The 22,751-nt window shown below is 73.6% G+C and carries 17 protein-coding genes and 1 pseudogene; 8 read left to right on the forward strand and 10 right to left on the reverse strand.

The features are described 5' to 3' along the window. Positions 1–6: 6 nt before the first annotated feature. A complete protein-coding gene (locus ACZ7LV_RS36980) occupies positions 7–2,610 on the reverse strand; it encodes a CHAT domain-containing protein (RefSeq protein WP_471945746.1) in 2,604 nt (867 codons plus the stop codon). Positions 2,611–2,720: 110 nt separating this feature from the next. Between ACZ7LV_RS36980 and ACZ7LV_RS36985 the strand changes: the two genes are divergently transcribed. Genes ACZ7LV_RS36985 through ACZ7LV_RS36995 form a run of 3 tightly spaced genes read left to right on the forward strand, consistent with a single transcriptional unit; the run spans position 2,721 to position 5,280 of the window. Continuing rightward, positions 2,721–4,151: a S8/S53 family peptidase gene (locus ACZ7LV_RS36985; RefSeq protein ID WP_471945747.1), complete on the forward strand. Its 1,431-nt coding sequence runs from the start codon at positions 2,721–2,723 to the stop codon at positions 4,149–4,151. Between the two features lie 59 nt (positions 4,152–4,210). Then, positions 4,211–4,786, forward strand: a complete 576-nt coding sequence (locus tag ACZ7LV_RS36990; RefSeq protein ID WP_471945748.1) for an RNA polymerase sigma factor — start codon at positions 4,211–4,213, stop codon at positions 4,784–4,786. Next, a complete protein-coding gene (locus tag ACZ7LV_RS36995) occupies positions 4,783–5,280 on the forward strand; it encodes a hypothetical protein (protein ID WP_471945749.1) in 498 nt (165 codons plus the stop codon). The genes ACZ7LV_RS36990 and ACZ7LV_RS36995 overlap by 4 nt, the downstream gene beginning before the upstream one ends. 33 nt (positions 5,281–5,313) lie before the next feature. Here ACZ7LV_RS36995 and ACZ7LV_RS37000 read toward each other — a convergent pair whose 3' ends face one another. The 6 genes from ACZ7LV_RS37000 to ACZ7LV_RS37025 form a co-directional block, all read right to left on the reverse strand. After that, positions 5,314–6,537, reverse strand: a complete 1,224-nt coding sequence (locus tag ACZ7LV_RS37000) for a cytochrome P450 (RefSeq protein WP_471945750.1) — start codon at positions 6,535–6,537, stop codon at positions 5,314–5,316. 57 nt (positions 6,538–6,594) lie between these two features. Continuing rightward, positions 6,595–7,395, reverse strand: a complete 801-nt coding sequence (locus ACZ7LV_RS37005; RefSeq protein ID WP_471945751.1) for an N-formylglutamate amidohydrolase — start codon at positions 7,393–7,395, stop codon at positions 6,595–6,597. Between the two features lie 133 nt (positions 7,396–7,528). Next, positions 7,529–9,748 (reverse strand): NADP-dependent isocitrate dehydrogenase, encoded by a 2,220-nt coding sequence (locus tag ACZ7LV_RS37010; RefSeq protein WP_471945752.1) that lies wholly within the window; start codon positions 9,746–9,748, stop codon positions 7,529–7,531. A 215-nt stretch (positions 9,749–9,963) separates the two neighbouring features. Beyond that, entirely contained in the window at positions 9,964–11,058 is a 1,095-nt protein-coding gene (locus ACZ7LV_RS37015) for a mechanosensitive ion channel family protein (protein WP_471945753.1), read from the reverse strand. 178 nt (positions 11,059–11,236) lie between these two features. Beyond that, the gene (locus ACZ7LV_RS37020; RefSeq protein ID WP_471945754.1) at positions 11,237–12,748 is read right to left on the reverse strand and encodes an amino acid permease; all 1,512 of its coding nucleotides are present in this window, start codon (positions 12,746–12,748) and stop codon (positions 11,237–11,239) included. A 25-nt stretch (positions 12,749–12,773) separates the two neighbouring features. Further along, positions 12,774–13,757 carry a hypothetical protein gene (locus ACZ7LV_RS37025; protein WP_471945763.1) on the reverse strand — a complete coding sequence of 328 codons (984 nt, stop codon included), beginning with the start codon at positions 13,755–13,757 and terminating at the stop codon, positions 12,774–12,776. Positions 13,758–14,030: 273 nt separating this feature from the next. Between ACZ7LV_RS37025 and ACZ7LV_RS37030 the strand changes: the two genes are divergently transcribed. From ACZ7LV_RS37030 to ACZ7LV_RS37040, 3 genes and pseudogenes are all read left to right on the forward strand, one after another. Next, positions 14,031–15,470, forward strand: coding sequence for an FGGY family carbohydrate kinase (locus ACZ7LV_RS37030; protein ID WP_471945755.1), 1,440 nt, complete (start codon positions 14,031–14,033; stop codon positions 15,468–15,470). Then, positions 15,467–16,843 carry an FAD-dependent oxidoreductase gene (locus tag ACZ7LV_RS37035; RefSeq protein ID WP_471945756.1) on the forward strand — a complete coding sequence of 459 codons (1,377 nt, stop codon included), beginning with the start codon at positions 15,467–15,469 and terminating at the stop codon, positions 16,841–16,843. The genes ACZ7LV_RS37030 and ACZ7LV_RS37035 overlap by 4 nt, the downstream gene beginning before the upstream one ends. Continuing rightward, positions 16,840–17,784 (forward strand): annotated as a pseudogene (locus ACZ7LV_RS37040) (FAD-dependent oxidoreductase); the annotation flags it as partial. The gene ACZ7LV_RS37035 and the pseudogene ACZ7LV_RS37040, both read left to right, overlap by 4 nt. A 136-nt stretch (positions 17,785–17,920) precedes the next feature. On the opposite strand, the gene ACZ7LV_RS37045 reads toward ACZ7LV_RS37040, so the two are convergent. Continuing rightward, positions 17,921–18,685 (reverse strand): crotonase/enoyl-CoA hydratase family protein, encoded by a 765-nt coding sequence (locus ACZ7LV_RS37045; protein WP_471945757.1) that lies wholly within the window; start codon positions 18,683–18,685, stop codon positions 17,921–17,923. 66 nt (positions 18,686–18,751) lie between these two features. Next, complete coding sequence (locus ACZ7LV_RS37050) at positions 18,752–19,720, reverse strand: lysylphosphatidylglycerol synthase transmembrane domain-containing protein (protein ID WP_471945758.1); 969 nt, start codon at positions 19,718–19,720, stop codon at positions 18,752–18,754. Between the two features lie 156 nt (positions 19,721–19,876). Here ACZ7LV_RS37050 and ACZ7LV_RS37055 point away from each other — a divergent pair, with 156 nt between their 5' ends. Then, positions 19,877–21,772 (forward strand): ABC transporter ATP-binding protein, encoded by a 1,896-nt coding sequence (locus tag ACZ7LV_RS37055; protein WP_471945764.1) that lies wholly within the window; start codon positions 19,877–19,879, stop codon positions 21,770–21,772. A 160-nt stretch (positions 21,773–21,932) separates the two neighbouring features. On the opposite strand, the gene ACZ7LV_RS37060 is transcribed toward ACZ7LV_RS37055, so the two are convergent. Further along, the gene (locus ACZ7LV_RS37060) at positions 21,933–22,193 is read right to left on the reverse strand and encodes a DUF5988 family protein (protein ID WP_471945759.1); all 261 of its coding nucleotides are present in this window, start codon (positions 22,191–22,193) and stop codon (positions 21,933–21,935) included. A 187-nt stretch (positions 22,194–22,380) separates the two neighbouring features. Between ACZ7LV_RS37060 and ACZ7LV_RS37065 the strand changes: the two genes are divergently transcribed. Then, on the forward strand, positions 22,381–22,751 hold a 371-nt coding region (locus ACZ7LV_RS37065), incomplete at its 3' end, for a methylmalonyl-CoA mutase family protein (RefSeq protein ID WP_471945760.1).

Raw genomic sequence — 22,751 nt, forward strand, 5'->3', positions numbered from 1 at the left:
GACCCGTCAGGCCGCGCCGAACGCCGTGAACGCCCACCCCGTCGCCTGGTGGACGGCGTCGTCCGGCAGCGCGGCGCGGGCGTCGCGAAGGGCCTCGGCCAGGGAGAGGCCGGTGGCGAGGCCCTTGTGCAGGGCGAGCATCAGGGGGACGACGGCGGCGTCGTTGACGGGCGCGCTGCTCGCGACGACGCCCGCCGTGCCCAGCGGGAGCAACGCGGTGACCAGGCCCAGCAGTTCGTCCGCGCCGACCGACGCGAGGCGTGCGGTGTCGCAGCTGGAGAGGATGATGCGGTACGGACTGCGGTCCAGGCGTTCGAAGTCGTGCACGATGAGCGGCCCGTCCGCCATCCGCAGCGCGGAGAACAGCGGGCTGTCCGCGCGGAAGGTGCCGTGCGCGGCGATATGCGCGAGCGCCGCCCCGTCGAGCTCCTCCAGCACCCGCGGGACGCGCGCCTCGTCGTGCTCCAGCACGGTCGGCCTGCCGTACCGGTCGGCGACCTCGGGCACCTCCGCGCCCCCCGTCGCCAGCCCCGGCCCCCGGACCAGCACGTGCCGCCCGCCCGGCGGTGGTTCGGTCTCCCGGGCCCGCAGCCAGCTGCCGGCCGACGGCGACACGCTGACCACCCGCTCCCGCAGCGACGGCAGCAGCGCCCACGGCACCCGGTGCAGCCGGGCGGGCGGCACGACCACGACCGGCCCGGGCCCCAGGTGCGCGGCGGCCGGCCCGAGCAGCAGTTCCTCCAGCCGCCGTCCCGCCGCCTCCACCACCGGCAGCCGCCCCTCGGCGCCGGGGTGGGCCAGCCGCCGCAGCCCGGCCTGTACGTACTCGGCCTCGGCCTCGGCCTCCGTGAGCAAGCCCGCCTCGAACCGCCGCACCCGCCCCTGACCGCACAGCAGCACCTGCACGCGCCCGTCGAGCACGGCGAGTTCCACCAGCCGTGTGCCGCCCAGCCGCGCCAGCAGGCGGCCCACGTCGAACCGGTCCCCGTCGCCGGGCGAGTCGCCCCGCATGTGCAGGGTGCGCGAGCGGACCTCCCGCTCCAGGCGCCGCTGCTCACGCTCCAGCGCCGGCACCGGCCGGCCCTCCATGCGGGCTGCCTCGGCGCGCGCGGCGATCTCCCGGAACGCGGTCAGCGAGCGCACCAGCGCGGGGTCGGCGGGCGGCCGGGTGGGCGGCGCGGACAGCACCGTCGCCCGCCACCGCTCGCTCCACATCAGCAGCCGTCGCGGGCCCCCGGCGGCGAGGCTGGCCTGCTGCGCGAGCGCGGCCAGCTCCGCTCCCTGCTCGGTGGCGCGCGCCCGCAACTCTGAGGCGCCGAGCGTCATCCGGTGGTCGTCCAGCACGTCGAGCCCCCGGCGGCAGGCCTCCAGTACCCCGCGGCTCGAACCGGCGGCCCGCGCGCGCAGGGCCTGCGCCGCCCAGCCGGTCATCCGCGCGTGCGACGGCCCCGTGTGCCTGCTGCGCGCGGCGACCGCGAGATGCCGTTCCGCGTCCGTGCGCCAGCCCAGGCCCAGCGCGATCCGGCCCGCGAGCAGCGAGGCCTCCGGCGCGGCCGGCGCCCCGAACGCGGCCAGCCGGTCGGCCACCGCCGCGGCGTCCGCGACCAGCCGGCCCGAACGGCGCCCGGCGGCCACCCGAGCCTCGATCAGCACCAGCCGGGCGTGCGTCTCCCACCAGGTGCGCCGCTGCGCCGCGAACAGCCGCACGGCCAGCGCCGCGCGCGCGATCGCCGTGTGCGGATCACCGGCCAGCCGGGCCGCGCGGGCGGCGACCAGCAGAAGTTCCGCCTTGCGGGTCGACTGGCCGCCGATGCCGTCCAGCACCCCTATTGCCGCGTCCGCCTCGGTCAGCGCCTCCTTGGCCAGCCCGGCCGCCATCAGCACCTCGCAGCGCCGGATGTCGAGCATGAAGGACGGCGTGCCGAGCTTGGCGTACCGCTCCTGCGCCTCGTCCAGCAGCCGCAGCGCCGCCGGGATGTCACCGGACCGGAACGCGGCCAGCCCCCGGCTCTCCACCGCGTCGGCCTTGTCGTGCTCCTGGCCCGTGGTGTCCCACAGCCGCTCGGCGGCAGTGAAGTCGGCGTCGGCGCGCTCCACCGAGCCGAGCGCCAGATGCACGGTCGCCCGCAGCGTCAGCGCCCGCGCCGTCCAGATCACGTCCTGCGCCTGCCGCAGCACGGGAATCGCCCGGCGTACGTCCTCCAGCGCCTCCCGGTGATGGCCCAGCACCCACCACACGTAGGCCCGCCGGTACAGCACCCGCGCGCGCGTGTGCCCCGAACCGCGCAGCACGCCCCGCTCGAAGGCGGCGAGCCCCTGCCGGGTGCGGCCCGCGTGCACCAGCGCCACACCGAGCGTGCCGAGGACGTCCGCCTCCCGCTCGGCCGACTCCGCGCGCGCCGCCAGATCGCGGGCCCGGCGCAGATGGTCCAGGGCGATCCGCAGATCGCCGAAGTCCCGCTGCCAGATACCGATCACCTGATGGGCGACGGAGGCGTGCAACGGCGACGGATCGGTACCGAGCACCCGTTCCGCACCCGCCAGCGCGTCGTTCGGAGCGGCGAACACCATCGGCAGCAGTTCGAGAACCGTGTCGCTTCCCGCTGTCACCCCTCGGATGGTAGTGGCCCCGGAACCATGCCACACAGGTTTGTCTCTGTATCAATCAGCGGCCCGTCCGCTCTAGTTGTCGACGCAACGCCCCAGTGGGAGGACACGCCATGGCACCACAGCGATTCCGCGAGCAGTTCGACCAGATCCAGCGCTCGATGCCGGACGTCCCCCTGGCGATGGGCCCGGACGACTCCGCCGAGTTCATGTACGAGAAGGGGGTCGTGCTCGCCCGGGACGGCGAGGAGGCCCGTGTGGTCGAGGACGTCGTGCGCGCCCACTTCACCGAGACCGCCGGCCTCGTCGGGGAGAGCGTGCGCCGGGCGGGCCCCGAGACCAACCGCTCCGGCATCACCCGTATCCAGGTCGGCGACCCCGGACAGGGCGAGGGCGGCGCGGACCGCGAGGTCGCGAGCGCCCTGCGCGCGCTGCGCACCGCGGAGGGGCGCGCGGGACGCAGGCTGATCAGCCGCAACCACGTGGTGCACATCGCGGTGAACGCCTGCCCCGGCGACGAGCCCGTGCCCGCCCAGCCCACCGAGCAGCCCAACCCCGCGCCCGCAGAGGGCCTCTACGACCCGGACACCGCCGTCGGCGTCCTGGTGATCGACACCGGGCTGATGCGGGACCACCGCTCCTACCCCCTGCTGGCCCGCGCCCAGGGCGACCACCAGATCCAGGAGTGCGACGACGACGGCGTGCTCCAGCAGTACGTCGGGCACGGCACGTTCATCGGCGGCCTCGTCGCCGCCGTCGCGCCGAACACCGAACTCACCGTGCGCAACAGCCTGAACGACGCGGGCGCCATCCTGGAGTCCGAGTTCGGGGACAAGCTCTTCGAGGCCGTCGACGACGGCTGGCCCGACATCATCAGCCTCTCCGCCGGCACCTCCAACGGCCGCACCGACGGACTGCTCGGCGTCCAGGCGTTCATGGAGGAACTGCGCACCCGGCGCACCCTGCTCGTCGCCGCCGCCGGCAACAACGGCAGCGCCACCCCGTTCTGGCCCGCCGCCTACGCCGACCTGCCGGAGTACGCGAGTTCCGTGCTGTCGGTCGGCGCGCTGCGCAGCGACGGCGAGTTCGGCGCCTGCTTCAGCAACCACGGCGGCTGGGTGAAGGTCTACGCCCCGGGCGAGCGCCTCACGAGCGCCCTGACCGGCTTCACCAAGCCCGTCCCGTACATCTATCAGCACTCCACCTACGAGTCCTGCCGCTACGGCTTCGGCTACGCCTGCACCTGCCAGTCCCCCCGGCACACCGGGGTGCTCAGCGACGCGCAGAGCGACCCGGGCGATCCGGACCGGGTGATGTTCGAGGGGCTCGCGAACTGGAGCGGAACCTCCTTCGCCACCCCCGTGGTGGCCGGCCTCGTCGCCTCGCACATGGTGTCGCACAAGGAGACCGACCCGCGTGCCGCCCGGCAGCAACTGCTCGCCGCCAACACCGAGTTCGCGGAGGTGCGCGGCGCCGTCGTGCCGGCCCTGCTCCCGCCGACCTGGCGCCCCGGGCCGGTCGGGACCGCCGGCCCCGGAGCGTGAGTGCGCTGACGGTCCCCGCCACGGCGTACGATGACATGCCGTACACGAGGGGTGGGGCCGTGGACCGTGCAGATGTCGGCGCGCTCGTCCAGTCCGCCGTCGACGGCGACGCGGCGGCATGGAAAGCGCTGGTGGAGGGGCTGAGCCCGCTGGTGTGGTCGGTGGTGCGCGCCCACCGGCTCTCCGACGCCGACGCCCACGAGGTCTACCAGACCGTCTGGTTCCGCTTCGCCCAGCACCTGGGCCGCATCCGGGAACCGCAGAAGGCGGGGGCCTGGCTCGCGAGCACCGCGCGCCACGAGAGCCTGAAAGTGCTCAAGAGCCTGCGCCGGATGACACCGACCGACGATCCGCAGCTGCTGGACCGGGTCAGCGAGGACCGCACACCCGAGCAGACGGTGATCGACTCGGAGGAGGCGGCCGCCCAGAGCGAGCGCGTCCGGCGGCTGTGGCAGGAGTTCGAGGAACTGGGGGAGCGCTGCCGGCAGTTGCTGCGCGTCCTGATGGCCTCGCCGCCGCCCAGCTACCAGGAGGTGTCCGCCGCCCTGGGAATCGCGGTGGGCAGCATCGGGCCGCTGCGCCAGCGCTGTCTGCGCCGGCTGCGGGCCCGACTCGACGCACGGGGAGCATCGTGAACACCAGCGACGAGAACGACTTCGACGAGATCGAAGGCGACCTGCACGACGACGAGTTCGACTGCGGCTCGCTGGAGGAGGAGCTCAGGGGAGCCGCGGCCGTCCTGGACCCGGTGCCGGCCGAGCTGCGCCGGATCGCCGTGGAAGCCTTCGCGCTGCACGACATGGACGCCCGGCTGGCCGAGCTGACCTTCGACTCGCTGGTCGACGCCATTCCTGTGCGGGGGGTGACGGACGCGCCGCGGATGCTGACCTTCCGCAGCGGTGACCTGACCGTCGACGTCGAGGTGACCTCCCACGGCCTGATGGGGCAGCTGCTGCCGCCGCAGCCGGCCAGGATCGAGGTACTGGGCGGCCCGCAGCCGGCCGCGCCGGACACCCTGACCGCCGACGCGATGGGCCGCTTCGCCGGCGACGTGCCGCCTTCCGGTCCGTTCGCGCTGCGGTTGCGGGCGGGCGGGGACGTCGTCGTCACGGAGTGGCTGCGCGCCTAGGGCCGGATCCGGGCCCTCTGTCCGCCCTGCTCCTCACCAGGTGCAGGCCAGGTCCAGTGGGCCCCGGATCATGGTCCCGCGCCGCCACGAGACGTGGTGGGCGGGGACGGCGAGCCGCAGCCCGGGCAGCCGCTGGAGCAGGGTGGCGACGAGCAGTTCGGTCTGCGTACGGGCGAGGGCGGCGCCGGTGCAGTGGTGCGGTCCGTTGCCGAAGGACAGATGGGGGTTGGGGTCGCGGGCGGCGTCGACGCGGTGCGGGCCGGGGAAGACGTCCGGGTCGCGGTTGGCGGCCAGATAGGAGACGTGGACCGCTTCGCCCGCCCGGATGAGCGTGCCGTGCAGTGCGACGTCCTCCAGGGCGACCCGGGCCAGGCCCACGGAGCTGCGGTGCGGGACGTAGCGCAGCAACTCGTCCAGGAGCGGACCACGGGCCTCGGGGCGCTCCCGCATCCGCCGCATGAGGTCGGGGCGGGTCAACAGCACGTACAGGATCTGGCCGCAGTTGTGGGTGACGGCCTCGCCGCCGATCTGGAGCGGTCCGGCGAGCCCGACCGCCTCGGCCTCCTGGATCTGCCCGCGAGCCACGGCGGCGGCGATCAGGGAGTACACGTCCTGCCCGTCGCTGTCGCCGCGGGCCCGGACGGCCTCGGCGATCCACCCGTACAGCCCCTGCTTGGCCCGCTCCGCGGCCTCGGCGCCGCCCGAGGTGGAGGTGATCTGCCGGGTCCAGGCGTGCACCCGCTCCCGATCCTCGGCGGGCACCCCCATCACCTCGCTGATCACGGCGATCGGGAACGGTTCCAGTACCCGCCCGACCAGATCGGCCGGGGGCCCCTCGCGTACGACGTCGTCCACCAGTTCGTCGAGGAGTTGCTGAGCCCGCGGCCGCAGTCGCCGCGTCGCGGCGACGGTGAAGGCGTTCGCGACCGCCTTGCGCAGCCGGTGGTGGTCGGGCTGGTCGGCGAAGGCCAGGGAACCGGGCCGGGGCGCGAAGTGCGGGGCCATCCGGGTGACCTCGCGCCGGGTCAGCTCGGCGCGGCTGAAGCGCGGGTCGTTGGTGATCGCCTTCACGTCCTCGTGGCGGGTCGCCAGCCAGGCCCATCCCTCGCCGTACGGCAGCCGGACACGGGTCAGGGGGCCCTCGGCCATGAGGTCCTCCAGCACCGGGTCGAACCGCAGGCCGTCCAGGTCGGGCGTCGGCCAGGCACGGACCGGGGGCATCGGCCGCCCGGCCGCCGTGGTCGTCTGCTCCCTCATGCCCCCACCGTCACCGCCGGATGCCCGGCTGTCGCGCCGGGGCACCCCATCGGGTGGTCAGGGGGACAGGCCGTCCACCAGGCGTGCCAGCGCCGCGGCGAGCCGGGGCAGCCCCGGCCCCGCCGGGCCGCCGGGCTCGGTCATGTAGGTGTCGCGGCGGATCTCGACCATCAGGGCGGACACCCGCGGCTCGCTCCCGTGGTATCCGAGGGGCACGTACGTCCCGCTGAAGGGGGAGTCGAGGCCGACCTCCCCGGCCCCGGTGAACGCCTCCCGGGCCGTCGCGAGCAGCGCCGGCGGGGTGTGGAAGGAATCGGTACCCAGACAGACGGCGGGCCGCGGCCCCTCCCCGTGGAGCTCGTAGGGCAGCCGGACGCTCGGATAGGAGTGCACGTCGATGATCACGGCTCGCCCGGTCGCGGCCAGCCGCCCGGCGACGGCCTCGGTCATCGCCCGCGCGTAGGGACGGAAGAACCGCTCGACGAGCGGCTCGGCGTCGAAGCCCGCGTCCCGCAGCGCGCCCAGGTGCGTGGTCCTCGTGTACACGGCGCCCATCCCGACCGAGAGCATCTCCTCGCGCTCGTCCGGAAAGCGTTCCGGGTCCACGACCAGCCGGGACAGCCGATTGACGAAGCACCAGGGCCTGACCCGGGCGGAGCCGGCCGCCTCCAGAGCGAGGCGCTCGGTGTGCGCGTCCGTGATGTGGTCCAGCTCCCGCTCCAGCGCCCGGTCGTCCAGCACGATCCCCTTCCGTACCTCCCGGGGTATCGCGCGTGCGGAGTGCGGCACATGCAGGATCACGGGTGAGTCGCCGGCCCCGGGCAGCAGCTCGTGGGACGACGGCGAAGGGCTGGTCACGGGCGGCTCCGGGACGGTCGGCGGCACAGGGCACGACCACGGTGCCACAGTGCCCCGGACACGTCCTCGCCCCGGCCGGACGGTGCACCGGTCGGGGCGAGGACGCGGACGGGTGGCCCTGGGGGCCGGGGCGTCAGCTCAGGGAGCCGAGCACCTCGTTCCAGGTGGCGGACGGCCGCATGACCGTCGCGGCCTTGGCCGGGTCGGGCTGGTAGTAGCCGCCGATCTCGGCGGGCTTGCCCTGCGCGGCGATCAGCTCGTCCACGATCTTCTGCTCGTTCGCGGTGAGCGTCTCGGCGAGCGGCGCGAAGGCCTTCGCGAGCTCGGCGTCGTCGGTCTGCTTCGCCAGCTCCTGCGCCCAGTACAGGGACAGGTAGAAGTGGCTGCCGCGGTTGTCGATGCCGCCGACGCGACGGGTCGGGGACTTGTCCTCGTCGAGGAAGGTCGCCGTGGCCCGGTCCAGGGTGTCCGCCAGGACCTGGGCGCGGGCGTTGCCGGTGACCTTCGCGTACTGCTCCAGGGACGGGACCAGCGCGAAGAACTCGCCCAGCGAGTCCCAACGCAGGTAGTTCTCCTTGACCAGCTGCTGGACGTGCTTCGGCGCGGAGCCGCCGGCGCCCGTCTCGAACAGGCCGCCTCCCGCCATCAGCGGGACGACCGACAGCATCTTGGCGCTGGTGCCCAGCTCCAGGATCGGGAACAGGTCGGTGAGGTAGTCGCGCAGCACGTTGCCGGTGACCGAGATGGTGTTCTCGCCGCGGCGGATGCGCTCCACCGACAGCTTGGTGGCCTCGACGGGGGCCAGGACGCGGATGTCCAGGCCCTCGGTGTCGTGCTCGGCCAGGTACGCGTCGACCTTCTCGATGAGGTTGGCGTCGTGGGCGCGGGTGGCGTCCAGCCAGAACACCGCCGGGTCGCCGGTGGCGCGGGCACGGGTGACGGCGAGCTTCACCCAGTCCTTGATCGGCGCGTCCTTGGTCTGGCAGGCGCGGAAGATGTCACCGGCCGAGACGGTCTGCTCGATCACGGCGTTGCCGGCCGCGTCGACCAGGCGGACCGTGCCGGTGGTGGGGATCTCGAAGGTCTTGTCGTGGCTGCCGTACTCCTCGGCCTTCTGCGCCATGAGGCCGACGTTCGGGACGGAGCCCATCGTCGACGGGTCGTAGGCGCCGTGGGCGCGGCAGTCGTCGAGCACGGCCTGGTAGACGCCGGAGTACGAGGAGTCCGGGAGCACCGCGAGGGTGTCGGCCTCCTGGCCGTCCGGGCCCCACATGTGGCCGGAGGTGCGGATCATGGCCGGCATGGACGCGTCGACGATGACGTCGGACGGCACGTGCAGGTTGGTGATGCCCTTGTCGGAGTCGACCATCGCCAGCGCCGGGCCCTCGGCGAGCTCGGCGTCGAAGGACGCCTTGATCTCGGCGCCCTCGGCCAGGGCCTCCAGGCCCTTGTAGATGCCACCGAGACCGTCGTTCGGGGTGAGGCCGGCCGCGGCGAGCTTGTCCCCGTACCGGGCGAAGGTCTTCGGGAAGAAGGCGCGCACCACGTGACCGAAGATGATCGGGTCGGAGACCTTCATCATCGTGGCCTTCAGGTGCACGGAGAACAGCACGCCCTCCGCCTTCGCCCGGGCGACCTGCGCGGTCAGGAACTCGCGCAGCGCGCCGACGCGCATCACGGAGGCGTCGACGACCTCGCCGGCGAGGACCGGCACGGACTCGCGCAGGACGGTGGTGGAGCCGTCGTCGCCCTTGAGCTCGATCCGCAGGGTGCCGTCCTCGGGGATGACGACGGACTTCTCGGTGGAGCGGAAGTCGTCCACGCCCATGGTCGCCACGTTCGTCTTGGACTCGCCGGTCCAGGCGCCCATGCGGTGCGGGTGGGTCTTGGCGTAGTTCTTGACCGAGGCGGGGGCGCGACGGTCGGAGTTGCCCTCACGCAGGACCGGGTTGACCGCGGAGCCCTTGACCTTGTCGTAGCGGGCGCGGATCTCGCGCTCCTCGTCGGTCTTCGGGTCGTCCGGGTAGTCCGGCAGCGCGTAGCCCTGGCCCTGGAGCTCGGCGACCGCGGCCTTCAGCTGCGGGATGGACGCCGAGATGTTCGGCAGCTTGATGATGTTGGCCGCGGGCGTCTTGGCCAGCTCGCCCAGCTCGGCCAGGGCGTCCGGGATGCGCTGGTCCTCGGTGAGGTACTCCGGGAACACGGCGATGATGCGGCCGGCCAGCGAGATGTCCCGCGTCTCCACGGGGACACCCGCCTGCGAGGCGTACGCCCGGACCACCGGCAGGAAGGAATACGTCGCCAGGGCGGGGGCCTCGTCAGTGTGCGTATAGATGATGGTCGAGTCAGTCACCGGGTGCTCCGCTCCACGTCTGCAACATTGCTCGACATCAAGATATCTCGTGCCGGGGCACCGCTCGACAGGGGTCCGCGTGATGATGGGCATCCGGCTCCCCGCCCGCCGCCCCGGTGGCTGACCGCCCCTGCGCAAGGCGGCCCCGCCCGGTGAGAAGGAGCAGGTCACCGGGCGTGTCGAGCACGCCCGGCCCCCTTCTGGCCGTCCCCCGCTCAGTCGAGGCGCAGGCCCGCCACGTCGTCCGTGTCCACGACACCCCGCTGCTGCGGTATCGCCCCCGGGCCCGGCTCCAGCAACACCCTGCGCGCGGGGACCGGAATGCGGATGCCCTCGGCCCGGTACCGCTGGTGCAGCCGCTTGATGAACTCGTGCTTGATCCGGTACTGGTCGCTGAACTCGCCGACGCCCAGGATGATCGTGAACCCGATCCGGGAGTCGCCGAAGGTGTGGAAGCGGACCGCCGGCTCGTGCTCCGGGACCGCGCCGTCGATCTCGTTCATCACCTCGGCGATGACCTCCATGGTCACCCGCTCGACCTGCTCCAGGTCGCTGTCGTACGCCACGCCCGCCTGGAGGAGGATAGTCAGCTGCTCCTCGGGCCGGTTGTAGTTGGTCATGTTCGTCCCCGCGAGCTGCCCGTTGGGGATGATGACCAGGTTGTTGGAGAGGTTGCGGATGGTGGTCTGCCGCCAGTTGATGTCCGTGACGTAGCCCTCCTCGCCGCTGCTCAGCCGGATGTAGTCGCCGGGCTGGACGGTCTTCGAGGCGAGGATGTGGATGCCCGCGAAGAGGTTCGCGAGGGTGTCCTGAAGGGCCAGCGCGACGGCCAGGCCGCCGACGCCCAGGGCGGTCAGCAGCGGTGCTATGGAGATGCCCAGCGTCTGGAGCATCACCAGGAAGCCGATCGCCAACACCACGACCCGGGTGATGTTCACGAAGATCGACGCCGAGGCGGCGACCCCGGAACGGGACTGGGCGACCGAACGCACCAGGGCGGCGACCGCCCGTGCCGCGGAGACCGACACGACGAGAATGAACAGCACCGTCAGCGACTGGTTGACGTGGTGCTGGACCGTCCGCGTCAGCGGCAGCACCCCTCCGGCCACCGCCGCGCCGCCGACGACCGCTCCCCACGGCACCACGGTCCGCAGGGCGTCCACGATGACGTCGTCGCCGCCCCAGCGGGTCCGCAGCGCGTGCTTGCCCAGCCAGCGCAGCAGCATGCGCAGCAGGAACGCCGCCAGCAGGCCGGCCACGAGGGCGATGCCGGCGAGCATCAGGTCGTGCATGGTCAGCGCCCGGGTCATCGGTCACCTCCGGGGAAACGAGGGGCGGCATACCGGATGTGAGGTCGCGTCACGTAGTCACCTGCTCGAAGACGGGATGTGCGAGCGCGCCCTCCCCTGCGACGGGGTGGCGCGCCCGCTCATCCTGCCGTATCCGGCACGCCAGTTCGTACCGGGAGCGGCGGCCGGACCCCGCGGCTCAGATGACGCCCTCGGCCATTTCCGCCTGTTCACGGTCCGATCCGTAGGCCGCCGTGCTCGGTGTCCCGTACGAACGGCGGGCGACGTACCACCACGCGGTGGCGAGGACGAGTACGACGACGAGGGCGACGGACGCGTAGTTCATCGTGTCGACCGTCACCGGCGAGGACTGCGGCAGGCAGAACAGCACGGTGACGCAGGCCACCCACCCGACCGCGATCCAGCCGATCGGCCTGCTCCACCGGCCCAGGTTCCAGGGTCCGGGCTCGAACCGGTCCCCGGCGCGCAGCCGGAGGTACACCGGGATGACGTAGGCGGGGGTGATCCCGATGACGTTGATGGCGGTGACCGCGCCGTAGGCCGTCGCCGAATAGAGGGAGGGCAGGGCGAGCAGGCAGGCGACGCCCACCGCCAGCCAGACGGCGGCCACCGGGGTCCGGGTGCGGTTGCTGACCTTGCGCCACAGCGCCGAGCCGGGCAGCGCCCCGTCCCGGCTGAACGCGAACACCATCCGGCTGGCCGCGGTGACCTCCGCGTTGCCGCAGAACAACTGGGCGACGATCACGACCAGCAGCAGCGCACTGGCGCCGTCCGTGCCGAGGCCGTCGAGCAGGATCTGGGCGGGCGGCACCCCGGTCTCGCTGTCCCGGGTCGCGGCGTAGTCCTGGATGGCGAACGTCAGTCCGGCCAGCAATACGAAGCCGGCGATCCACGACACCCAGATGGCCCGGACGATGCCGCGTGCCGCCGACACCGAGGCGTTGGAGGTCTCCTCGGACAGGTGCGCGGAGGCGTCGTAGCCGGAGAACGTGTACTGCGCGAGCAGCAGGCCGATCGCGGCGACGTAGACCGGGTTCTCCCAGCCGGTCTCGTTGACGAACTCGGTGAAGACGAAGGACGGCGACCGGTGGTCGTCGGGGACGATCGCCAACGCGCCGACGATGAGCGCGACTCCGGCGAGGTGCCACCACACGCTGATCGAGTTGAGCACGCTGACCAGACGGACGCCGAACAGGTTCAGCGTGGCGTGCAGCAGCAGGATCACCACGAAGATCAGCATCGTCTTCTCGGGCGTGGGCGTGAATCCCCACTGGAGGTTCAGGAAGGCGCCGGTGAACAGCGCGGCCCCGTAGTCGATGCCGGCGATCGCGCCGAGCAGGCCGAGCAGATTCAGCCAGCCCGTGTACCAGCCCCAGCGCCGGCCACCGAGCCGGTCGGCCATGTAGTAGAGGGCGCCGGAGGTGGGGTACGCGCTCGTCACCTCCGCCAACGCGAGGCCCACGCACAGCACGAACAGGCCGACCCCGGCCCAGCCCCACAGCATCACCGCGGGACCGCCGGCGCCCATGCCGAAGCCGTACAGGGTCATGCAGCCGGACAGGATCGAGATCACCGAGAAGCTGATCGCGAAGTTGCCGAAGCCTCCCATACGGCGGGCCAGGACGGGCTTGTAGCCGAGTTCGCGCAGGCGCTGTTCCTCGTCCTGCGGCGGAAGGGCGTTGCGGGACATGCGCATCCTTCGAGGGGAGAGGGGATCAGGGGCGATGGGCCGTCGAGCGGCTGCGGGCCTGGAGGAAGACCTCCACGGCGCCGGCGTGGTCGGACGGGTCCGTCGTGCGGTGGGCCCACGGCAGGGGCGCGTAGTACGGGCCGATCGCGTCGAACACCCGGGCCGCCTCCGGGAACTGGAGGGCACCCCACAGCCCGTGGGCGAGGTGGTTCAGGTCGAGCGCGGTGCGCTCGGCGACGGTGGTTAGCTCGAACCAGGAGTGGAACGCCCGGCGGGCCTCCCGGGTCGCGTCCTCGGCGACCCAGTGCAGATCGAGGGCGGCGTCGTTGCCGCCGGCCCGCCGGTAGCGCTCGACCCGCACGTACAGCGGCAGGACGTGCAGCGCCGAGCCCGGCGGCGCCCCGTCGGCGGCCCACTGGGCGAAGCCGACGGCCTCCGCGAGCCGACCGGTGGCTGCCCGCCCGAACAGGAACTGGAGCATGCGGTGGTGGGCCTCGCGGTTGTACGGATCACGCCTGCCGGCCTCCGTGAGCAGCCCCCACGGCCCCGGCGGCAGCATCGGCTCCGGCGCGGCGACCCGGTGCTCGTCCCAGCGCTGCTCCCCGTCCAGCCGGGCCAGCGCCAGCAGGCACACCCAGGGCACCGGGTCGTGCGGGCTCGCGCGGGCCGCGGCGCCGGCGGCCCGCCAGGCCTCGTGCCACAGTTCCTGGGTACGGCGGTGGTCCCCGCGGGCGGCCCGCAGCGCGCGCTCCACCGCCACCCGGGCCCGCATCACCACGGCCGGGACGCTGTCCGGTTCCTCGGTGAGCCAGGCCCGCACCACGTCGGTGCCCGCGGCCGCCGCCGCGAGGACCTGCGTGCGCTGCGTCCACTGCCACCACGACGAGGTCTCGGCGAGCAGCGTGCGCATCGACATCCAGCGTCCCGTGCGCACCTCCTGGAGGACCGTGCGCAGCGCGGTGTCGGGTCCCGCGGGGTCGTAGGCGGGTCGTGCTCCGTCTCTGGCCATCATCCGCCCGTCCCCTGGTGCGGGTGGACGGGAACGGCGGGCTGGAGTAACAACAGGGCTCCCCCGAGCGGCGGTTGACAAGGTCACGTCCGGTCGGCCGTCACTATAGAGGCGGAGCTTCCGCATCTCCGCACGGATCGCCGATCCACCCCGGCTTCCTCGTGTCACCTGTTCACCATGTGAGCTGACTGACCGTCAGAGACGCTTGACGCGACGCCGCGGCCGACGGCAGGCTGTCGCACCGTGATCGCCTGAGGAGCCGGAGGGGGCTCGATGACAGGTCCGGTGCTCGCCGTCGACCAGGGCACGTCCGGCACCAAGGCCCTGGTGATCTGCCCCGAACGCGGCGTGCTCGGCACCGGGTTCGCCGCCGTGCGCCCCCGCCCGCTGCCCGGCGGCCTGGTCGAGGTCGACCCCGCCGAGCTGTACGACTCGGTGGTCGAGGCCGGCCACCGCGCCCTCGCCGAAGCCGGCGAACCCGTCGTCGCCCTGGGCCTGGCCAACCAGGGCGAGACCGTGCTCGCCTGGGATCCGGCGACCGGCCGCCCGCTGACCGACGCGCTCGTCTGGCAGGACCGCCGGGCCGACACCGTCTGCGCCGAACTCGCGCCGCACGGCGAGGAGCTGAGGCACCTCACCGGCCTGCCGCTCGACCCGTACTTCGCCGCCCCGAAGATGGCCTGGATACGACGGCACCTCACCCGCGAGGGCGTCGTCACCACCAGCGACGCCTGGCTCGTGCACCGCCTCACCGGCGCCTTCGTCACCGACGCCGCCACCGCCGGCCGCACCCAGCTGCTCGACCTCGACCACGCCCGGTGGTCACCGCGCGCCCTGGACCTGTACGGCCTGTCCGGCGAACGGCTCCCCGAGGTCGTCGACAACGCCGGCCACGTCGGCACCACCACCGTCTTCGGCGCCGAGATCCCGCTCACCGGCCTGGCCGTCGACCAGCAGGCCGCGCTGCTCGCCCAGCACATCACGGGACCGGGCGGCGCCAAGTGCACCTACGGCACCGGCGCGTTCCTCCTCGCGCACACCGGCGACACCCCCCGGCGCGGGGGCTCCGGACTGGTCAGCTGCGTGGCCTGGCGGCTCGCCGCGGACACCGGCTACTGCCTCGACGGGCAGGTCTACACCGCCGCCTCCGCCGTCCGCTGGCTCACCGACCTCGGTGTGCTGAAGGGCGCCGCCGACCTCGACCCCGTCGGCGCCACGGTCCCCGACAGCGGCGGGGTCACCTTCGTGCCCGCCCTCGCCGGGCTCGCCGCCCCCTGGTGGCGCGGCGACCTGCGCGGCTCGCTCACCGGACTCGGCCTCGACACCGGACCCGGCCATCTGGTCCGCGCCCTGTGCGAGGGCATCGCCGCCCAGGTCGTCGCCCTCACCGACGCGGCGGAGCAGGACCTCGGCGCGCCGCTCGGGGCACTGCGCGTCGACGGCGGTCTGACCCGCTCGGCGCTCCTCATGCAGACCCAGGCCGACCTGCTGCAACGTCCCGTGGAGGTGTCCGCGCTGCCCGACGCGACCGCCGTCGGCGTCGGCGCGCTCGCCCGGCTGGGCGCGGAGCCGGGACTGACCGTGGCGGACGCCCTGCCCGACTGGAAGCCCGCCGCCGTCCACGAGCCCCGCATCGGCGCCGACGAGGCCGCAGAACGCCTCGCCGCCTTCCGCCGTGCCGTCGCCGCCCTGCTCGATGAGGCGCCCGCATGACCCCGGTGTACGACGTGGCGGTCGTCGGCGCCGGTGTCGTCGGCAGCGCGATCGCCCGCGAACTCGCCCGCCACCCCCGGCTGCGCGTCGCCCTCGTCGAAGCCGAGGACGACGTCGGTCAGGGCAGCTCCAAGGCCAACACCGCGATCCTGCACACCGGTTTCGACGCCGTGCCCGGAACGCTGGAGGCGCGGCTGGTGCGCGAGGGCGCCCGGCTGCTCGCCGCCTACGCCGCCGAGTCCGGCATCCCCGTCGAGCCCGTCGGCGCCCTGCTCGTCGCCTGGGACGAGGAACAGCTCGCCGCGCTGCCCGGCCTCGCCGCCAAGGCCGAGGCCAACGACCACCGCACCACCCGGGAACTCGACCCCGCCGAACTGTACGCGCGCGAACCCCACCTGGGCCCCGGCGCGCTCGGCGCCCTGCACGTACCCGGCGAGTCCGTCATCTGCCCCTGGACGACGACCCTGGCGTACGCCACCCAGGCCGTCCGGCACGGAGTCGAACTGCACCTCGACACCCGGGTGGAGGCGGCCGGCCGGCACGACGGCGTCCATGTGCTGGAGACCAGGGCGGGCACCCTGCGGGCCCGCTGGCTGGTGAACGCGGCCGGACTGCACGCCGACACGCTCGACGCCCGGCTCGGGCACCACGACTTCACGGTCACCCCGCGCCGCGGCCAGCTCATCGTCTTCGACACGTTCGCCCGCGCCCTCGTCCGCCACATCCTGCTGCCCGTCCCCACCGCGCTCGGCAAGGGCGTCCTCGTCGCCCCCACCGTCCACGGCAACGTCCTGCTCGGCCCCACCGCCGAGGACCTGGACGACAAACGGGCCACCGGCACCACAGCCGACGGGCTCGCCGCCCTGCGCGCCCACGGCCGCCGCATCCTCCCCGCACTGCTCGACGAGGAGTTCACCGCCGTCTACGCCGGCCTGCGCGCCGCCACCGGGCAGGACGACTACCGCGTCCGCGCCCACCCCGGCCAGGCGTACGTCACCGTCGGCGGCATCCGCTCCACCGGCCTGACGGCGTCCCTCGCGATCGCGGCCCATGTCACCGGCCTGCTCAAGCGGGCCGGCCTCGACCCGGGACCGGCCCGGAAGCTGGAGCCGGTGCGCATGCCGAACCTCGGCGAGGCCTTCCCCCGCCCCTACCAGCGCCCCGAACTCATCGCGGCCGACCCGCAGTACGGCACCCTCGTCTGCCACTGCGAGCGGGTCTCGCAGGGCGAGATCCGCGACGCCCTCACCAGCACGATCCCGCCGCGCACCCTCGACGGACTGCGCCGCCGCACCCGCGCCCGGGCGGGCCGGTGCCAGGGCTTCCACTGCGGCGCGGCGGTACGGCAGCTGTTCGAACAGGGCCGGTCATGACCGGGCCGCGCCAGGTCGACGTACTGGTGATCGGCGCGGGCCCCGCCGGGCTCGCCACCGCCGCGCGGCTGGCCGCCGCCGGGGCTGGCCGGGTGGAGGTGCTCGACCGGGAACGCGCGGCGGGCGGGGTGCCTCGGCACTGCGCGCACGGCGGCTTCGGCACCTGGCTGCGCCCCCTGACCGGCCCCCGATACGCACGGCTGCTCACCGCCGCCGCCGTACGCGCCGGAGCGGTCGTGCGCACCGGTGTCAGCGCCCTGGACTGGGTGGGACCGCGGACCCTGGCGACGGTCGGCCCGCACGGCCCCGAGGAGATCGCCGCGCGCGCGATCGTGCTGGCCACCGGTGCCCGCGAACGCCCCCGTGCCGCCCGCCTGGTGCCCGGCACCCGCCCGGCCGGCGTCTGGACCACGGGTGAACTCCAGCAGGCGGTCCACCTCTACGGGCAGCGGATCGGCACCCGGGCCGTGGTCGTCGGCGCGGAGGACGTCTCCTACGCGGCCGCCGCGACCGTGCGGGCGGCCGGCGCCCGCGTGGTCGCGATGGTCACCGACCTGCCGGCCGCACCCACCTCACGCGTCCGCGCCCTCGACACCCGGCTGCGCGGGGGCGTCCCGCTGCTCACCGGCACGAGCGTGACCGAAGTCCTCGGCCACGGCCGCCTGTCCGGCGTCCGCGTACGCCACCGCGACGGCCGTACGGCGGTACTGGCCTGCGACACCGTGGTGTTCACCGGCGACTTCGTCCCCGACAACGAGCTCGCCCGGCGCGGCGGCATCGTCCTGGACACCGCCACGCGCGGCCCCGCCGTCGACGGCGACTGGCGCACCTCGCGCCCCGGTGTGTTCGCCGTCGGCAACGCCGTGCACGTCGTGCGACGCGCGCCGGCCGTGGCCCACGAGGGCACACGCGCGGCCACCGCCGTCCTGACCGCCCTGGCCCTCACCGGCCCGTGACCGACCCGTGCCACCGCGCGGCCCGTGCAGGTCGGGGCGGTTCTGTCCGGCCGGTTGCGGGGCGGACGGGCGCGGCTCATGCGGGGGCGGCGGGCCGCCGTGGCACGCGTGGACTTCGGGCTCAGTCGGCCGTGAACGAGCCGTGTCGTCCGGCTCCCGCCGTGAAGCGGGACGCGCCCTCCGACGCCGCCGGCAGGACGCCCATGCCGTGCCGGAGCTCCCCGCGCATCGCCTCCGGTTCGTCGAGGCCGTCCTGCTCCCACACCGAGGCGCGGTCGGCGCGCAGGCAGGCCTGCGGGAAGCGGGCGAGGGCGGCGGCCAGTTCCTCGGCCTCGGCGCGGGCCCGGCCGGTCGGCACCACGCGGTTGGCGAGCCCGATGTCGTAGGCCTCGCGAGCCGGCACCGGCCGACCGGTGAGGATCATGTCCAGGGCGCGGCCGGTGCCGATCAGCCGGGGCAGCCGTACCGTGCCGCCGTCGATCAGCGGGACGCCCCACCGGCGGCAGAACACCCCGAACACGGCGTCCTCCTCGGCGACCCGCAGATCGCACCAGAGCGCCAGTTCCAGGCCGCCCGCGACCGCGTGCCCCGCCACGGCCGCGACGACCGGCTTGGTCAGCCGCATCCGGGTCGGTCCCATGGGACCGTCACCGTCCTCGGCGACCCGGTTGCCGCGCCCGGTGCCGATCGCCTTCAGGTCCGCCCCCGCGCAGAACGTGCCGCCCTCACCCCACAGCACCGCCACCCGCGCCTCGTCGTCCGCCTCGAACTCACGGAAGGCGAGCGCGAGTTCGGCCGCCGTGGGGCCGTCCACGGCGTTGCGGGCCTCGGGGCGGGAGAGAATGACCGTGGTGACGTGCCCTTGACGCTCGACGCGGACCGGCATGGTGGTGCCCCCTTCGTTGCGGCTTCGTGTCGTCGAAGGTCAGCACGCTACTGGCCGGGACCGGCCTCAGATCACCTTCAGCCGTACGAGCGCGCCCAGCGTCAGCGCCCCCGGCAGCAGCGGCAGCCACACCGTGATCACGCGGTACGCCAGGACCACCGCCGTCGCCACCGCGGCCGGGCTGCCCGCCGCGACCAGCGCCACGATCAGCGCCGCCTCGACCGAGCCGAGCCCACCCGGCGTGGGCACCACGGCGACGGCGACCGTCGCGGCCAGATAGGCGACGACGATGTGCCACAGCGGTATCTCCAGGCCCAGCGCCAGCCCCACCGCGACCAGACCGGCCGCCTGCAACGCGGGGAACGCCAGGGAACCGCCCCACAGCGCCAGCGCCCGCGACGGGCGGGTGTGCACCGAGCGGGCCTCACCCAGCGCCGTGCGCACGAACGAGAACACGGCCCTGCGCAGCCGTCCCACGAGAAGCAGCACCGCCGCCGCCAAGACGGCGACCGCGCCCAGCACGAACAGCAGCGGGCCGACCACGTTCTCCGGCAGCAGCGTGCCGAGCCGCAGCGCGCCGGGGAAGGCGATCAGCAGCACGGCCAGCATCCCGACCCGGGCGATGCTCTCGGCGAGCAGATAGAGCGCGACCGCGGCCGAGGAGCGGGCCAGCGGCAGCCCGCACACCGTCATGAACCGCAGATTGACCGCGCTGGAGCCCAGCCCCGTCGGCAGCATGTGGTTGGCGGCCATCGCCGCGACCTGCGTGGCGAGCAGCCGGAACCCCGGCAGCCGCTCGACGACCGCACCCTGCCGGGTCACCGCCATGGCGACCCAGGTCAGGCAGGTGGCACCGCCCGCGGCCAGCAGCCAGGGCCACTTGGCCGTCGCCAGATGATGGAAGCCCTCGGCGAGTACGTCGCGGTGCCGCACCGCGAGGTACGCCACGAAGGCGAGCGGGATCAGGCCCAGGACGAGCCGGTAAGGGACGCGCCGGGGGCGCCGTCCCGAGGGTTGCCGTTCTGCCGTTGTCACACTTCGAGAGGTTTTCCGCACCGCCCCAACTGCGGGTTGCGGAAGCGGGACCAGGGGATTACGTGCGGGGATTCGGCCGACAACGATCTCTCCGGCGACCGGCGCGGGGCACTTGACCTCAAGCTTGGTCGAGGTCCTAGGTTCGCTCGCATGAGTATGGAGACCACGGCGTGGACGCAGTTGTACAGCGTCATGAACGCCACAGACGAACGCCGCGCCTTCGCCCCCGCCACCCTCCGCCGGATCGCCGCCTTCGCCCGCCCGCACCGCTCACGGATCGCGCTGTTCGTGCTGCTCGGCGTCGCGACCGCGCTGCTCGCCGTCGCGACCCCGATCCTCGCCGGGCAGGTCGTCGACGCGATCGTCACGAACGGCGACGAGCGGACCGTCGTACGGCTCGCCCTGCTGATCGCGCTCATCGCGGTGGTGGAGGCGGCCCTCGGCATCCTCGGCCGCAGGCTCTCGGCGGCGCTCGGGGAGGGCCTCATCCTCGATCTGCGCAGGGCGGTGTTCGACCATGTGCAGCGCATGCCGGTCGCGTTCTTCACCCGCACCCGCACCGGAGCGCTCGTCAGCCGCCTCAACAACGACGTGATCGGCGCCCAGCGGGCGTTCAGCAACACGCTCTCCGGCGTGGTCAGCAACCTCGTCACGCTGGTGCTCACCCTCGCCGTCATGCTCACCCTGTCCTGGCAGGTCACCCTGCTCGCGCTGGTGCTGCTGCCGGTGTTCGTGATCCCCGCCCGGCGGATGGGCAGCCGGATGGCCGGGATGCAGCGGGAGGCGGCGACGCTGAACGCGGCGATGGGCACCCGGATGACGGAGCGCTTCTCCGCGCCCGGCGCCACCCTCGTCAAGCTCTTCGGCCGGCCGGAGGAGGAGTCCGCGGAGTTCGCGGTCCGGGCCCGCCGGGTCGCCGACATCGGCATCCGTACGGCGACCGCGCAGTCCGCCTTCATCACCGCGCTGACCCTGGTGTCGGCGCTCGCGCTCGCGCTGGTCTACGGCCTCGGCGGCTGGTTCGCCCTGAGCGGCAGCATGGAACCCGGCGCGGTCGTGGCCCTCGCCCTGCTGCTGACCCGCCTGTACGCGCCCCTCACGGCGCTCGCCGGGGCGCGCGTCGAGGTGATGAGCGCCCTCGTCAGCTTCGAGCGGGTCTTCGAGGTGCTCGACCTCCAGCCGCTCATCGAGGACGCGCCGGACGCCGTCGAGGTGCCCGAAGGACCGGTGTCGGTCGAGTTCGAGGGCGTCCGCTTCGGCTACCCCTCCGCCGACAAGGTCTCCCTCGCCTCCCTGGAGGAGGTCGCCGCCCTCGACAGCCGGGGCGGAGCCGAGGTCCTGCACGGCGTCTCCTTCCGTGCCGACCCCGGCCGCACCGTCGCCCTGGTCGGCTCCTCGGGCGCGGGCAAGTCGACGATCGCGCAACTGCTGCCGCGCCTGTACGACGTGGACGGGGGCGCCGTGCGGGTCGGCGGCGTCGACGTCCGCGAACTGACCGCGGGCTCCCTGCGCGCCACCGTCGGCATGGTCACCCAGGACGGCCACCTGTTCCACGACACGGTCCGGGCCAACCTGCTGCTGGCCCGTCCCACGGCGAGCGAGGGCGACCTGTGGGACGCCCTGCGCCGGGCCCGCCTGGACACGCTCGTCCGGGCCCTGCCGGACGGCCTCGACACCGTCGTCGGCGAACGCGGCTACCGCCTGTCCGGCGGTGAGCGCCAGCGCATGACCATCGCCCGCCTCCTGCTCGCCCGTCAGCGCGTGGTGATCCTCGACGAGGCCACGGCCCACCTCGACAACACCTCGGAGGCGGCCGTGCAGGAGGCCCTCACCGAGGCCCTCCAGGGCCGCACCGCCCTCGTCATCGCCCACCGCCTGTCCACGGTCCGCAACGCCGACCTGATCCTCGTCCTTGAAGGCGGCCGGGTCGTCGAACGGGGCACGCACGAGGCCCTGCTCGCGGTGGGTGGACGGTACGCGGAGCTGTATCGGACACAGTTCGCGGAGGGTACGGGGGAGGAGGTCCCGGAGGCGGCGGAGGTGACGGCATGAGGCCGGCCGGACCGCGCTGGAGCCGCCGCGCCCCCCGATGAGGCCGAAGGCAGCTGAAGCCGCGGACGGCAGGGCCGGACCCGCCAGGCGCGGGCGTGCGGGCCGATCCACCGGGATCCCCGGGCCCGGCCCTCCGGGGTGACTCCGAAGGATGTTCCGCCTACTCGGCGATCTTGGTGCGGCCGACCCACCGGAAGGTCCTGTGCTCGGCCTCCGCACCGCCGCCGGTGCTCGCCGGCGCCGGGCGGACGGTCTCGTAGTGTTCGTATCCGTTGCCGTAACGGATCTTGATCTTCTCCTCCGAGAAGATCACCTCGTCCAGTTCGGTGAGCTCGACCGTCCCGGACAACCCGCTCGGACCGCCCTCCAGCCGTACGGAGCTCATCGCTATGGCGGAGGAATCGTGGGTGACGCTACTCATGGGTCTCCTCTCGTCCCGCCACGATTCTTCGTCGGGTCGCGTTCCCCGGACACCCCTGAAGATCCCCTATGGATCAGCCCGTCGGGCGGCCGTCCGGCCCGGCCGCTTGAGGGGGGACTAGGGGTACGCACGGAACGGCCCGCTGCCTATCGTCGGGACGACGTGGCAGACGTGAAGGAGTGCAGCCGTGCGCGATTCGGAGTCCGGCCTGCCCATCGAGCCGGTCCACGGGCCTGATGTCCTGCAGGGATGGGATCCGGCCGAGAAGCTGGGCGAGCCGGGCGGGTATCCCTTCACGCGGGGGGTCTACCCGTCGATGTACACGGGTCGTCCGTGGACGATGCGGCAGTATGCGGGGTTCGGTACGGCGGCGGAGTCCAATGCCCGTTACCGGCAGTTGATCGCGCACGGCACCACCGGTCTGTCGGTCGCCTTCGATCTGCCGACCCAGATGGGCCATGATTCGGACGCGCCGCTGGCGCACGGCGAGGTGGGCAAGGTCGGTGTGGCGGTCGACTCGGTCGAGGACATGCGGGTGCTGTTCGGCGGGATCCCGCT

It is taken from the genome of Streptomyces sp. NPDC107562 (genome assembly GCF_055657325.1).